Here is a 13,684-nt window from a genome sequence, read left to right on the forward strand (position 1 = left end):
CACGCTCACTGTGCGGGCGGGCACTTGGGGTCGGTTAAGACCCTACTTAAGGCCGATTCCCATGGGACGGGAGATAGGCCTGGGGAAAACCCGATAGTTTGTTCCGTCATGGACAGCCGATGGGTGGGACCGGACGGTTACGAGATCGTTCCCGCGTACCGCCGTGACCGCCAGGTGCTGCGGGTGCGGCGCCACGGCCAGGTGGTCGCCGACTGCCTGTCGGTCGAGGAGGTCGCCCGGTATGTCGACCTCGCCGACCTGTGCGAGGTGATCCCGCTGCCCGCCCGGGCCGGCGACGCCCGTACGGCCGTCAAGTAGCCAGGTCACAGGCGTAACAGCCGCGGGCCCTGGGCACTCACAGTGCCGAGGGGGAATCGATGCGCCTGCCTGCCCTGCCCGTCCGCCTGCCCGTCCGCCTGTTCGTCACCGCCAGCGCGCTCGCCGCCGCCCTCGGCGGCTGCGGGTCGGCGCCCACGGACCCCCCGCCCGAGACGCCGGTGTACGTGCTCAACCTGCGGGACTCCGAGCGGGGCAGGCCCGACCAGCGGCCGGCGAACCTCGTGCTCTCGGAGTTCAGCACGATGAGCGCGGTCACCTGGCGGACCTGGGGACCGACCCGGGCGACCGGCGCGGGCAAGCTCAGCGGCACCTGGTGCCTGCCCGAGTGCGCGGACGCGCCGTACGACGCCACGGTGACGTTGAGCAGCGTGATCCCGGTCAAGGGCAAGGGCTACTTCAGCCGCTACGCGGTCACGGCCGATGTGCCCGTCCGGCACCGTCCCGAGGCCGACCTGTCCGGAGTCCTGCCGACGCCCTGAGCGGCCCGCGACGCGGGTGATTCGAATTCGCGTAGGTCGCCGTGGCCGTGTATGGTTACACCTGTCCGCAACGCGAGAGCGGCAGGCGGACCCGCCCCTATAGCTCAGTCGGCAGAGCGTCTCCATGGTAAGGAGAAGGTCAACGGTTCGATTCCGTTTGGGGGCTCTAGTCGAGAAGTCCTATCCAAGCAGTGTTTCTGACTGATGCTGCCGGGTGGGGCTTTCGGCTTGGTGGGGATGCCTCTTCCCCAGGGGAAGACCGACCTCGATCATGGCTGATCCCGATGCGCGAATAGCCGTACAGGTCGGGTATCCTTGCGTGGCCGGATCCATTTCCGGCCAAGGCGGAGTAGCTCAGTCAGGCAGAGCAAGCGGCTCATAATCGCTGTGTCGCCGGTTCAAGTCCGGCCTCCGCTACTACCCTCCCGGGCCACCTGCACAAGGCGGCCCCGGCGTGGGTTGTCCGTAGTCCCGAACGCAGAAAGGCACTCCCACGTGGCTGCCACAGACGTTAGGCCGAAGATCACGCTGGCCTGCCAGGAGTGCAAGCACCGCAACTACATCACGCGGAAGAACCGGCGCAACGACCCGGATCGGCTTGAGCTGAAGAAGTACTGCCCCAACTGCAAGACGCACCGGGCGCACCGCGAGACCCGCTAGTTCCGGCACGCGGCACGGTCCCGCGCAGGCATCACTTCGGAACCCCATCGCACTTCCGACACCGGCGTTCCCCCGCGGGGACGCCGGTTTGTCGTGTCCGGGTTCTGTTACGGTACGGCCTACCCGCTCAGCAGAAGGAGCCCGGCCCGATGGCTTTGAACCGTGATTTCGTCGGGCGGACGTACGCGTCGTCCGCGCCCTACGAGGTCAGCCGCGTGAAGATCAGCGAGTTCGCCACCGCGATCGGCGACTCCAACCCGATCTACCACGACAGGCAGGCCGCGGTGGCGGCCGGGCATCCGGACGTCGTCGCGCCGCCCACGTTCCCCATCGTGTTCAGCCTTCTCGGGACCGGTGACGCGCTCGCCGACCCCGAGCTCGGGCTCGACTTCTCGATGGTTGTGCACGGCGAGCAGCGGTTCGAGTACGAGAGGCCCATCCACGCGGGCGACGAGCTGGTGTGCGCCTCGACCATCGCGGAGATCCGCAGCGTCGGGCGCAACGAGTTCCTGACCCTGCGCAGCGACGTCTCCACCACCTCCGGCGAGCTGGTCTGCCGGACCTACAACGTCATCGTGGAGCGGGGAGGGGCGGCCTGACATGGCGGCGACGGTCAAGTACGACGAGGTGGAGGCCGGCCAGCAGATCCCGGCCGTCGAATACCGGGTCCGCCGGGTGGACCTGGTGAGGTACGCCGGCGCCTCCGGCGACTTCAACCCCATCCACTGGAACGAGCGGTACGCGAAGGCGGTCGGCCTGCCCGACGTCATCGCGCACGGCATGTACACGATGGCCCAGGGCGGCCGGTTCGTGACGGACTGGGCGGGCGACCCCGGCGCGGTGGTGGAGTACGGCGTCCGCTTCTCGTCCATGGTCGTGGTGCCGGACGACGACAACGGCGCGACGATCACGATCAGCGGGATCGTCGAGGAGAAGCGCGAGGACAAGCGTGTCGTCGTCGCGCTGACCGCGAAGTCCGGCGACTCCCGCGTCCTGTCCAAGGCCCGTGCGGTGGTCCAGCTCTCCTGACCGGCCGATTGGCCGCGGTGGTGCTGGGTAGCGGTCGGATCGTGAGCGATCGAGACAACGCAGCGGACCGCACCGGTGACGTCGCAGGCGTCGCCGCACAGACCCAGGACCCCGGCAAGGCGGGCGACGCCCACGGCGGCGGGCTGCCGCGGCCGCGGGCGGACAACGCCAGGCAGGCCGCCGAAGCCACGGGCCCCGAGATCGACGAGGTGGAGCAGGACGTCGCGCCCGGCGGGACGATCGAGACCGCGCTGACCCCTTCGGGTGAGGCGTCGGTGGTCGCCTCCCAGCTCCTGTGGGACGGCAGCTCGGCCACGTCGAGGATCGACGAGTCGATAGCCGAGGCGGAGCGCGAGGACCGCGGATAGCTATCCTGTTCGTCGGACGTTCCGGGGTGCGAGGAGACCGATGGCTGACCGGCTGGCAGGGGTGCCGCTCGCCCCGTACACCACGTTGCGGACGGGCGGACCGGCCCGGGCGTTCACGCAGGCGGAGACGCAGGACGAGCTGGTCGCGACCGTGGCCGAGGCCGACCGCGCGGACGAGCCCGTGCTGGTGCTCGGCGGCGGCAGCAACCTCGTGGTGTCCGACGACGGGTTCGACGGGCTCGTGGTGCGTGTCGCCACGCGGGGCGTCCACGTGACGGCCGAGGACGGGCGCGCGCTGGTCACCGTGCAGGCGGGGGAGGACTGGGACGCCCTGGCCGCCCGTTGTGTGGCCGAGGGCTGGTCGGGGGTCGAGTGCCTGTCGGGCGTCCCCGGGCTGGTGGGATCCACCCCGATCCAGAACGTCGGCGCGTACGGCCAGGACGTCTCGCAGACCGTCACCGGCGTCCGCGTGTACGACCGGACCACCGGCCAGGTGCGGGACCTCACGGCGGCCGAGTGCGGCTTCGCCTACCGGCACAGCGCGTTCAAGCAGGATCCCGGCCGGCACGTGGTGCTGGCCGTCACCTACGCCCTGGAGCGCTCGCCGCTGTCGGGGCCCGTGGCGTACCGGGAGCTGGCCGTCCGGCTCGGCGTGGAGATCGGCGAGCGGGTGCCGCTGTCCGACGCGCGCGAGGCGGTGCTGGGGCTGCGGCGGGGCAAGGGCATGGTCCTCGACCCCGGCGACCCGGACACGCGCAGCGCCGGGTCCTTCTTCACCAACCCCGTGCTCGGCCCGGACGAGGCGGCGGCCCTGGCGCTGCGGGCCCCCGGCCACCCGCGCTGGGACATGCCCGACGGCACGGTCAAGGTCCCGGCGGCGTGGCTGATCGAGAACGCCGGCTTCCCCAAGGGCTACGAGAAGGGACGGGCCCGCATCTCGACCAAGCACACGCTGGCCCTCACCAACCCGACCGGCGAGGCCGGCGCGGACGAACTGCTGGCGCTGGCCCGAGAGGTGCGCGACGGCGTGCACGAGAAGTTCGGGGTGTGGCTCGTCAACGAGCCCGTGCTGGTGGGAGTACGTCTTTAGCACGGTTAGACTGGGGCAACACCGAAGGGGAGTAGTCCGAAATCCACTGATCGACACACTGGCGGTTCGTTCGCCCGGTCGTGGAGCCCTCGTGGCGGACGAGACCTTCGGCCCGACAGTCATGACCGCATGCTGCCGGGCCGAAGTCGTGCCCGAACTCCCCGGGTGTCGTACGGCGGCCCGGTCGCAAATCCCCCCGAAAGGGACGAAAGGCGACCCGTGCAAGCCCTCTGGATCTCCCTCGTCGTCATCTTCGTAGCCGAGCTGGGTGACAAGAGCCAGCTCATGGCCCTGACCTTCGCGACCCGGTTCAAGACGGGGCCGGTGCTGGCCGGCATCACCGCCGCCACCGCGCTCGTCCACCTCTTCAGCGTCGGCCTCGGCCGGCTCGTCGGCGACGCCCTCCCCACCACCGCCATCTCGATCATCGCCGGTATCGCGTTCCTCGCCTTCGCCGCCTGGACCCTGCGCGGCGACGAACTCACCGAGGAGGAGAAGGGCAAGGCGGCCAAGACCACCCGCAACGCGTTCATCGCCGTCGCCGTGGCCTTCTTCCTCAGCGAGCTGGGCGACAAGACCATGCTCGCCACGATCACGCTGGCCACCCAGCACGGCTGGTTCGGCACGTGGGTCGGCTCCACCGTGGGCATGGTCGCCGCCGACGCACTGGCCATCCTGGTCGGCCGGTTCCTCGGCACCCGGCTGCCGGAGAAGTGGATCAAGTATGGCGCGGCCGCCGCGTTCGCCGTCTTCGGCGTGCTGCTGCTGATCGAGCCCCTGTTCGCCTAATCGAGGAGCGACAGGCGGTGGGCCGCGGCGGCGGCCTCGCCCCGGGTCGACACTCCCAGCTTGGGCAGGATGTTCGACACGTGGACGCTGACGGTCTTGGCCGAGATGAACAGCTCGGCCGCGATGTCCCGGTTGCTGCGCCCGGCCGCCACCAGGCGCAGCACCTCCAGCTCGCGGGGGGTCAGGTCGGCCTGCCGTACGGGTTCCGGCGGTGTGGGACCGGACGGTGCGGGACGGGAGAGGGGGGCGCCGACGCGGCGGGCCAGCGTCTCGATCTGCGCGACCAGCGGGGTGGCGCCCAGCGCGGCCGCGAGCGGGCGGGCCTCGCGCAGACGCGCCGAGGCCCCGTCGCGGTCGCCGCTCGCGGCGGCGGCCATCGCTCCGTGCAGCAGCGCCTTGGCCCGGACGTACGGACGGCCCAGCCGCCGCCACGCCTCGGCCGCGGCGTCGAACTCACCCCGGTAGACCAGGCCGAACGCCTCGTTCACGGGCCCGTCGCCCAGGTTGACGGCCAGGCGGTCGCCCATCTCCCGCACACGCGCCACCGGTTCGGGGGCGACCGGCGCCGCGGCGTCGCAGACGTACCGGACCGAGGCGAGCAGCCGGCCGGCGAGCATCGCCTTGCGCGACAGCGGCGGGTCGTCCAGCGCCGTCTCCAGGGCGGCCAGGGCCTGCAGCGGCTCGCCGCGCAGCAGGTGCCACGCGAGGACCAGGCGGGTGTTGTTCGTCCACTCCTGCGTCTGCTCGTCCCGGTGCGGGGAGAAGGCGCCGACCTCGGCGAGGATGTCCTGCGCCAGGTCCTCCTCGCCCCGCGCGATCGCGATGTCCGCCCGCACCCGCAGCATGTGCCACCGGTTGCGCAGGGTCGGTCCCATCGTCATGGACCGCTCGACGACCTCGACGGCCTCGTCCCAGCGGCCGAGCGACTCCAGAGCCTCCGCCCGGTTGTTGGCGATGAACACCCCCTGGTGGCGGAACCTGCCGTACCGCCGGGCGAGCTTCTCGCCCTCCAGCGCGAGCGCCACGGCCTCCTCGGAGCGGCCGAGGTTGTCGAGGGCGTCGACGTTGTTCGCCAGGGCGCGCAGGATGATGCGCGGCGAGTCGAGCCGGGTTCCGATGGCCAGGGCGCGCTCGTTCATGGCGAACGCCGTCTCCAGGTCGCCGTTGATCGAGTGTCCGAGCGCGAGATTGATCAGGAGGTCGGCCTCCTGGACCTCGTCGCCCGTCTCGCGGGCGATGCGCAACGCCTCCTGGGTGAGCGCGGTGCCCTCGACGATCTCGTCGGAGTTGATCAGTACCGTGCCGAGCCGGGTCAGCACGAGCGTGCGGATGTCACCGGGCAGCGGGACCAGTCGTTCCGCGCGCCGCAGCTCCTCCAGCCCGCCGGGCTTGCCCTTCTGCATCTTGATGTTCGCCATGCGGACCAGCAGCTCGGCCACCCGCTCCGGCGCGGTCCGCTCGTCCAGCTCGGCCAGGGCGCCGCGCACGTACTTGATGCCCTGCTCCATGTCGCCGCCGACGTACGCCGCCTCGGAGGCCCGCTCGAGCACGGTGCAGTGGTCGTGTCCGATCCGCTCGGCGGCGTCGGGGACCTTGTCCCACAGCGTCAGCACGCGGTCGAGCAGCTGGATCTGCTCGGTGTAGGCGAACGACTTGGCCGCCTTCTCCGCCGCTTCCCAGGCCGAGATCAGCGCCCACAGGTCGTCGCGGGCGGAGTACCAGTGGTGGGCGATCTCGATGGCCGCCCGGCCCGGGGGTACGAGGGTGCGGTCGCGGTCGATCTCCTCGGCGTACCGCGCGTGCATCCGCGCGTGCTCGCCGGGCAGCAATTCGTCGTGGACCGCCTCGCGGATCAGGGCGTGCCGGAACGCGTACGCCCCGCCGTCGGCCACCTGCAGCACGTTGGCCGCGATGGCCGGCCGCAGCGCGTTCTCCAGGTCCACGTCGGACACCCCGCTGACCGCCGCCAGCAGGTCGTGCCCGACGCGTACGCCGCCCGCGGCGGCGATCCGGAGCACCCGCTGGGTCTCCTCGGGCAGCCGCTCCACCGAGCCGATGATCAGGTCGTGCAGGGAGTCGGGGAACGAGCACTCGTCGCCGCAGTCGAGCAGCGCCTCCACGAACAGCGGGATGCCGCCGCTGCGCTCGAAGACCCGGTCCACCTTGGCGAACTCGGGCGTCACCCCGAGGATCCCCGCCATCTGCGCGGCGACCTCGTCCTGCGTGAAGCGGGGCAGGTCCACCCGGACCACGCCGTCGACCCGCCCCAGCTCGGCCAGCACCGGCCGCAGGGGATGGGTGCGGTGCAGCTCGTCCGAGCGGTACGTCATGACCATCAGGACGGGAGCCGACTTGAGGTTGCGGCTGAGGAAGGCGATGAGGTCCCGGCTGGAGCGGTCGGCCCAGTGGACGTCCTCGATGACGAGCACCACCGGCCGCCGCTCGGCGAGGCGCTCCAGCAGGGCGAGGATCAGCTCGAACAGCCGGGCGCGGGCCGACTCGGTCTCCCCGTCGCCGCTCGGCTCGCCGAACTCGGGCAGTAGCCTCGCCAGGTCGCGGGCGGCGCCGTCGGGCAGCAGGCCCGCGACCTCGGCCGCGCCGGACTCCCGGACGAGCTGCCGCAGCGCGGCGGTGAACGGCGCGTACGCCAGGCCCTCGGCGGACAGTTCCACGCAGCCCCCGACGAGCACGTGGGCGCCGTCCTGCGCGGCCTGCTCGGCGAACCGGACGGCGAGGCGGGTCTTCCCCACGCCCGCCTCGCCGCCGATGAGCACCGCCGCGGTGGCCTGCTTGCGGGCCTGGTCGTAGGCCTCGCCCAGGGTCTCCAACTCCGCGCCCCGCCCGACGAAAACGGGGCTCACCGCCCGGCGTGTCATGTCGTCAAGCATGTCATGACCCTTTGAGTCGGTTCGCCTGGTTTTACGGTCAGATCTGACTGACTGGCGGGGCTCACGGCGGCTCAAAGGCCCGGCCGGGAGGGAGGGTCCGGCCGGGCCTTCGTACGCGTCTCATGAGGTGCGGAGCTTGCCGAAGGCCGCACGCAGCCGGCGCTGGCCGGAGCGCTGCCGGCCCTTCAGAGCCGCCTGCGCCTCGCGGGCGCGCCGGTGGCCGGCGGCCTCCTCCTGAAGCTCGGCGGCACGGTTGATCATTACCTGGTACTGCAGTTCCGGACCCATCACTGCGTCTCCTTGTTCGGGTCTCTTTCCGTACTCCTCAAGGTTCGGTCTAAGGCGTGGTGCGGCACATCGGGCGGATGCCCTATCTCTGGCATGGGCCGGCGGCGTAGGACTTCTAAGGCGGGTAAGGCGAAGCCTTAGGAGCGCCGGAGTCCCCGGGTTTGGAATCAATCCGAGTGGTCGGGGATGCTGGTCCCGTGCCAACTATGACTACTCCGCTCGCGGAGGTCGCCTCCTCACCCTCGACGTTGCGGGCGTTCCTGCACGGCCTTCCCGGGGTCGACCGGGTCGGTGCGGACGCCCGGGCCGCGATGCTGGGCACGCGATCCATCAAGACGACCGCCAAGAAGCAGGCCATCGACTTGGCCATTCGGATGGTCGACCTCACCACCCTCGAAGGCGCGGACACCCACGGCAAGGTCAGGGCGATGTGCGCCAAGGCGGTGCGGCCCGACCCCGCCGACTCCTCCGTGCCGCCCGTCGCCGCTGTCTGCGTGTACCCCGACCTGGTCGCGACCGCCGTCGAGGCGCTGACCGGGTCGGGTGTGAAGGTGGCGTCCGTCGCCACGTCGTTCCCCAGCGGCCGGTCCTCGCTGGAGGTGAAGGTCGCCGAGACCCGCCTCGCCGTGGCCGCCGGAGCCGCCGAGATCGACATGGTCATCGACCGCGGCGCGTTCCTCGCGGGCGACTACCTCAAGGTGTACGAGGAGATCGTCGCCACCAAGGAAGCCTGTGCCGACGCGCATCTGAAGGTGATCCTGGAGACCGGGGAGCTCGCGACGTACGACAACGTGCGGCGGGCCTCCTGGCTTGCGATGATCGCCGGAGCGGACTTCATCAAGACCTCGACCGGCAAGGTGTCGCCGGCCGCGACCCTCCCGGTGACGCTCGTCATGCTGGAGGCCGTGCGCGACTTCCTCGCCGCGACCGGCCGCAAGGTGGGCGTGAAGCCCGCGGGCGGCATCCGCACCACCAAGGACGCGATCAAATACCTGGTGCTGGTCAACGAGACGGCCGGGCCGGACTGGCTGGACCCCGACTGGTTCCGCCTCGGCGCATCCTCGCTGCTGAACGACCTGCTCATGCAGCGGCAGAAGATGGCCACCGGCCGGTACGCCGGTCCCGACTACTTCACGCTGGACTGAGGGCTGGACTGAGGCATGTTCGAATACGCACCCGCGCCCGAGTCGCGGGACATCGTCGACATCCGGCCGTCGTACGGCCTGTTCATCAACGGCGAGTGGGTCGAGCCGCAGGGCGAGGATCGCCACAAGACCGTCAACCCGGCCACCGAGGAGGTGCTCGCGGAGGTCGCGTGGGCGGGGGAGGCCGACGTCGACCGCGCGGTCCAGGCCGCGGCCAAGGCGTTCCCCGTGTGGTCGGCCATGCCGGGCGCGGAGCGGGCCAAGTACCTGTTCCGGATCGCCCGGCTCATCCAGGAACGCTCGCGTGAGCTGGCCGTCCTGGAGACGCTCGACAACGGCAAGCCGATCAGGGAGTCCCGTGACGTGGACCTCCCGCTGGTCGCCGCCCACTTCTTCTACTACGCCGGCTGGGCCGACAAGCTCTCCTACGCGGGGTTCGGCCCCGATCCCCGTCCGCTGGGCGTGGCCGGGCAGGTCATCCCGTGGAACTTCCCGCTGCTCATGCTGGCCTGGAAGATCGCCCCCGCGCTGGCCTGCGGCAACACGGTCGTGCTCAAGCCGGCCGAGACCACGCCGCTGACCGCGCTGGCGTTCGCCGACATCTGCCGCCAGGCCGACCTGCCGCCGGGGGTCGTCAACATCGTCACCGGCGCCGGCGAGACGGGCGCCGCGCTCGTGAACCACCCCGGCGTGGACAAGGTCGCCTTCACGGGCTCGACCGAGGTCGGCCGCCTGATCGCCCGCGGCCTCGCGGGCACCCGCAAGAAGCTCACGCTGGAGCTCGGCGGCAAGGCCGCCAACATCGTGTTCGAGGACGCGCCGCTGGACCAGGCCGTCGAGGGCATCGTCAACGGGATCTTCTTCAACCAGGGTCACGTGTGCTGCGCCGGATCCCGGCTGCTGGTGCAGGAGTCGGTCGCGGCCGACCTGCTGGAGGCGCTCAAGCGGCGCCTCGGCACGCTGCGGCTCGGCGACCCGCTGGACAAGAACACCGACATCGGCGCGATCAACTCGGCCGAGCAGCTCGCCAAGATCCGCGAGTTGTCGGAGGCCGGGGAGGCCGAGGGCGCCGAACGGTGGTCGCCCGCCTGCCCGATCCCCGACCGCGGCTACTGGTTCCCGCCCACGCTCTTCACCGGCGTGGCCCAGTCGCACCGCATCGCCCGGGAGGAGATCTTCGGGCCGGTGCTGTCGGTGCTGACCTTCCGCACTCCCGCCGAGGCGGTGGAGAAGGCCAACAACACGCCGTACGGGCTGTCGGCGGGCGTGTGGACCGAGAAGGGCTCGCTCATGCTGTGGATGGCGTCCCGGCTGCGGGCCGGCGTCGTCTGGTCCAACACGTTCAACCGGTTCGACCCCACGTCGCCGTTCGGCGGCTACAAGGAGTCGGGCTACGGTCGCGAGGGCGGGCGGCACGGTCTGGAGGGCTACCTTGCGGTGTGATCATCCGACCGGGCGCCCGTCCGGCAGGTGCGACTCCGGGCGTCGTCGCCGTCTCGTCCGCCGGGTCCGCGCGGGGGCGGGCGAGGGCTTCTCCCGGGGCCGCCGCTCCGGCCGCTTCGCCGTACGGCACGGCTGGTTCGCCCACCGCGGCGGCGTGTGCCGGTGCGGCCAGACCTATCAGCCGGCCCGTCCACTGGAGATTGGAAGTTTCGATGAGTGAGCGGCTGTCCGTGCGCAAGACGTACAAGCTGTTCATCGGGGGCGCGTTCCCGCGTTCGGAGAGCGGAAGGTCGTATGCGGTGACCTCCTCCAAGGGCGACTTCCTCGCCAACGCGGCCAGGGCCTCGCGCAAGGACGCCAGGGACGCGGTCGCGGCCGCGCGGAAGGCGTTCCCCGGCTGGTCGGGCGCCACGGCGTACAACAGGGGCCAGATCCTGTACCGAATCGCCGAGATGCTGGAGGGCCGCCGCGCGCAGTTCGTCGCGGAGATCACCGCCTTCGGCGGCGTCGGGGTCAAGCAGGCCGGCGAGATGGTGGACGCGGCGGTCGACCGGCTGGTCTGGTACGCGGGCTGGTCCGACAAGATCGGGGCGGTGCTCGGGTCGGCCAACCCGGTGGCCGGGCCGTACTTCAACCTGTCGAGCCCGGAGCCGACCGGCGTGGTGGCCGTGGTCGCCCCGCAGGTGGGACCGCTGCTCGGGCTGGTCAGTGTGATCGCCCCGGTGATCGCGACGGGCAACACCTGTGTGGTGGTCGCCTCCGAGCGGGCGCCGCTGCCGGCGATCACGCTGGCCGAGGTGCTGGCGACCTCCGACCTGCCGGGCGGGGTGGTGAACGTCCTCACCGGCTCGGCCGCCGAGATCGCCCCCTGGCTGGCGGGCCACATGGACGTCAACGGCATCGACCTGACCGGCGCCGACGCCGAGCTGGCCGTCACATGTGAGGAACTGGCCGCGGAGAACCTCAAGCGGGTGCTCCGGCCGCCGGCCGGTCCCGTGAACTGGCTCGCCGACCCCGGCATCGCGCGGATGACGACGTTCCTGGAGACCAAGACCGTCTGGCATCCGATCGGGGTTTAGCCCTTCGCCAGGGCCAGGAGGAGTTCGGCGTTCGTGCCCGTGTTCTTCAGCGTGGTGAGGAAGCGGTCGAACGCCTCCTGGTCCTGCAGCGCCCGGCGCAGCCGCCACACCAGCGGCAGTTCGGCGGGGTGGAGCAGCAGTTCCTCGCGGCGGGTGCCGGAGGCGACGACGTCGACGGCGGGGAAGACACGGCGGTCGGCCAGGCTCCGGCTCAGCTTCAGCTCCATGTTGCCGGTGCTCTTGAACTCCTCGAAGGCGATGTCGTCCATCTTCGAGCCGGTCTCGACCAGCGCGGTGGCGAGGATCGTGAGCGAGCCGCCGCCCTCGATGTTGCGTGCGGCGCCGAGCACCCCCTTGGGCTGGTGCAGGGCCCGGGCGTCCATGCCGCCCGTGAGCACGCGCCCGCCGCTCGGCGCGGCCATGTTGTACGCCCGGCCGAGGCGGGTGATCGAATCCATGAGCACGACCACGTCACGGCCCGTCTCCACCAGCCGCTTGGCCCGCTCGACGGCCAGTTCGGCCGCGGCGATGTGGTCCTGCGGCGCCCGGTCGAAGGTCGAGGCGATCACCTCGGCCCGGACCGACTCGCGCATGTCGGTGACCTCCTCGGGCCGTTCGTCCACCAGGACGACCATGAGGTGGCATTCGGGGTGATTGGTCGCGATCGCGTTCGCGACGGCCTTGAGCAGCGTGGTCTTGCCGGCCTTCGGCGGGGCGACGATGAGGCCGCGCTGGCCCTTGCCGACCGGGGCGAACAGGTCGATGACTCGTGTGGCCAGGACGCCCCGCGCCGTCTCCAGGCGCAGCCGCTCGTCGGGGTGGATCGGCACGAGGTCGGCGAAGTCCGGCCGCGCCGGATCCGCCGGTCCGCCGTTGACGGTCGTGACGGAGGTGAGCGTGCCGTTCTGGGCGATGCCGCGGACGTGGTCGCCGCGGCGCAGGTCGAGCGCGTCCGCGAGGGCGGCCGGGACGGTCACGTCCTTCGGGCCGGGCAGGTAGCCGTTGGTACGGATGACCGTGTTCCGGCCCGACCGGTCGAGCAGGCCGGTGACCTCGGTGGTTCGGGTGTTCTTGGTACGGGCCGGCGTGGCGCGGGAGACGCCGCGCGGCCTGGGAACGCTGAGAGTGGTGGTGGTCATGGGACTCCTAGGGCTGAGAAAACGTCTGGGGGAGTTCGCGTGGCGGGTTCATCCGGCCGGAGCGGAGCGGGAGGGAACGAGAACCGCAGCGGAGGCCCGCAAGCGGGCTTCGCGAGAACCGGAGTTTCCTCCCGGCGCAGCGTCTCGTACAGATGGACGACGATTGCTGACCAGGCATGCGGTGCGCGTATGGGCTCGAGATGGAGCCAGAACCATACGGCTGTCCTCGACTATAACAGGCTCACCTGTCGCGGTGATTCCTTGAGATCTATCGGGACTGAAGGGCGTCGAGCGCCACGGCCATGGCGATGACCAGGCGGCGGTCGATGCGCGGGTCGCGGATCTCGATGGCGTACCGGTCGCGCAGCCCCCACCTGCGGTCGACGGAGAACGCGATCGAGGCGCCGATGCTGAAGTCGAAGTGGTACGGCAGCCACTCCAGCGAGTCGGAGAACCGGCGCAGCAGGGCGACCGCCAGGTTCCGCTCCTGGCCGGTCAGCGTCGGCAGCCCCGGCTGCTGGACATGCCAGGTCGAGCGGAGCAGCGACCGGCCGAAGTCCTTGCGGAACGTGCCGATCGGCGCCCCCGTGTCGTCGACGACGTCGTACTCGCCGGCGACGTCGAGGACCTTGCGCGCTTTGAAACCGGCCAGTGTCGCCTGCCGGGACTCGTCCGTGTAGAGCGTGACCTGCTCCTTGAGGGCCATCCGCTTCTGCTCGGCGAACGCCACGGCCTCGCCCTCGGAACCGTCGGGGAGAGCCACATGGACGACGTACCTGTTCACCATCATGGTGATCTTCTGGCGCAGGTACAGGCGGGTCTGCGCCTGCAGGGTCGCTATATCCATATGAGTCTCCAAGAACGGTCTGTTGCCTCCCTATATGCCCTCTTCTCAAAGAAGATCACCAGCCGGACACCCCTCAATCGCCGCGCCGGTGACCATAACCA

At 70.9% G+C, this 13,684-nt stretch carries 15 protein-coding genes and 2 tRNA genes; 13 read left to right on the forward strand and 4 right to left on the reverse strand.

The window, feature by feature from the left end; all coding sequences use genetic code 11:
• Window positions 1–108 precede the first annotated feature (108 nt).
• The 10 genes from HHX41_RS20240 (at window position 109) to HHX41_RS20285 (ending at window position 4,754) form a co-directional block, all read left to right on the forward strand.
• Entirely contained in the window at window positions 109–318 is a 210-nt protein-coding gene (locus tag HHX41_RS20240; protein ID WP_182907223.1) for a transposase, read from the forward strand.
• Between the two features lie 59 nt (window positions 319–377).
• Window positions 378–818, forward strand: a complete 441-nt coding sequence (locus HHX41_RS20245) for a hypothetical protein (RefSeq protein ID WP_182907224.1) — start codon at window positions 378–380, stop codon at window positions 816–818.
• 93 nt (window positions 819–911) lie between these two features.
• Window positions 912–984: transfer RNA gene (locus HHX41_RS20250), tRNA-Thr, on the forward strand.
• A gap of 177 nt (window positions 985–1,161) precedes the next feature.
• Window positions 1,162–1,235, forward strand: a tRNA-Met gene (locus tag HHX41_RS20255).
• 78 nt (window positions 1,236–1,313) lie between these two features.
• Window positions 1,314–1,478 (forward strand): 50S ribosomal protein L33, encoded by a 165-nt coding sequence (rpmG, locus tag HHX41_RS20260; RefSeq protein WP_036325591.1) that lies wholly within the window; start codon window positions 1,314–1,316, stop codon window positions 1,476–1,478.
• A gap of 149 nt (window positions 1,479–1,627) precedes the next feature.
• Complete coding sequence (locus HHX41_RS20265; RefSeq protein ID WP_182907225.1) at window positions 1,628–2,077, forward strand: MaoC family dehydratase N-terminal domain-containing protein; 450 nt, start codon at window positions 1,628–1,630, stop codon at window positions 2,075–2,077.
• 1 nt (window position 2,078) lies between these two features.
• The gene (locus tag HHX41_RS20270) at window positions 2,079–2,507 is read left to right on the forward strand and encodes a MaoC family dehydratase (protein ID WP_169981336.1); all 429 of its coding nucleotides are present in this window, start codon (window positions 2,079–2,081) and stop codon (window positions 2,505–2,507) included.
• A 41-nt stretch (window positions 2,508–2,548) separates the two neighbouring features.
• Entirely contained in the window at window positions 2,549–2,875 is a 327-nt protein-coding gene (locus tag HHX41_RS20275) for a hypothetical protein (protein ID WP_169981338.1), read from the forward strand.
• Between the two features lie 40 nt (window positions 2,876–2,915).
• Complete coding sequence (locus tag HHX41_RS20280) at window positions 2,916–3,965, forward strand: UDP-N-acetylmuramate dehydrogenase (protein ID WP_182907226.1); 1,050 nt, start codon at window positions 2,916–2,918, stop codon at window positions 3,963–3,965.
• 219 nt (window positions 3,966–4,184) lie between these two features.
• The gene (locus tag HHX41_RS20285; protein WP_310742084.1) at window positions 4,185–4,754 is read left to right on the forward strand and encodes a TMEM165/GDT1 family protein; all 570 of its coding nucleotides are present in this window, start codon (window positions 4,185–4,187) and stop codon (window positions 4,752–4,754) included.
• Here the strand turns inward: HHX41_RS20285 and HHX41_RS41870 are convergent.
• Both HHX41_RS41870 and HHX41_RS20295 read right to left on the reverse strand, forming a co-directional pair.
• Window positions 4,751–7,630, reverse strand: coding sequence for an AAA family ATPase (locus HHX41_RS41870; RefSeq protein WP_310742085.1), 2,880 nt, complete (start codon window positions 7,628–7,630; stop codon window positions 4,751–4,753). The genes HHX41_RS20285 and HHX41_RS41870 overlap by 4 nt on opposite strands.
• 132 nt (window positions 7,631–7,762) lie before the next feature.
• Window positions 7,763–7,930: a hypothetical protein gene (locus HHX41_RS20295; RefSeq protein ID WP_169980796.1), complete on the reverse strand. Its 168-nt coding sequence runs from the start codon at window positions 7,928–7,930 to the stop codon at window positions 7,763–7,765.
• A 206-nt stretch (window positions 7,931–8,136) separates the two neighbouring features.
• Here HHX41_RS20295 and deoC point away from each other — a divergent pair, with 206 nt between their 5' ends.
• From deoC to HHX41_RS20310, 3 genes are all read left to right on the forward strand, one after another.
• Window positions 8,137–9,075, forward strand: a complete 939-nt coding sequence (gene deoC / locus HHX41_RS20300; protein WP_182907228.1) for a deoxyribose-phosphate aldolase — start codon at window positions 8,137–8,139, stop codon at window positions 9,073–9,075.
• 15 nt (window positions 9,076–9,090) lie between these two features.
• Window positions 9,091–10,518: an aldehyde dehydrogenase family protein gene (locus tag HHX41_RS20305; RefSeq protein ID WP_182907229.1), complete on the forward strand. Its 1,428-nt coding sequence runs from the start codon at window positions 9,091–9,093 to the stop codon at window positions 10,516–10,518.
• Window positions 10,519–10,730: 212 nt separating this feature from the next.
• On the forward strand, window positions 10,731–11,597 hold the full coding sequence (locus HHX41_RS20310) for an aldehyde dehydrogenase family protein (protein ID WP_169981350.1): 867 nt from the start codon (window positions 10,731–10,733) through the stop codon (window positions 11,595–11,597).
• Here HHX41_RS20310 and rho read toward each other — a convergent pair.
• Together rho and HHX41_RS20320 are read right to left on the reverse strand one after the other, a co-directional pair.
• Window positions 11,594–12,736 carry a transcription termination factor Rho gene (gene rho / locus HHX41_RS20315; protein ID WP_182907230.1) on the reverse strand — a complete coding sequence of 381 codons (1,143 nt, stop codon included), beginning with the start codon at window positions 12,734–12,736 and terminating at the stop codon, window positions 11,594–11,596. The genes HHX41_RS20310 and rho overlap by 4 nt on opposite strands.
• Window positions 12,737–13,004: 268 nt before the next feature.
• The gene (locus HHX41_RS20320; protein ID WP_182907231.1) at window positions 13,005–13,583 is read right to left on the reverse strand and encodes a hypothetical protein; all 579 of its coding nucleotides are present in this window, start codon (window positions 13,581–13,583) and stop codon (window positions 13,005–13,007) included.
• Between the last annotated feature and the right edge of the window lie 101 nt (window positions 13,584–13,684).

Origin of the sequence: Microbispora sp. H13382, from assembly GCF_014161445.1 — a bacterium.
GTDB lineage: Bacteria > Actinomycetota > Actinomycetes > Streptosporangiales > Streptosporangiaceae > Microbispora.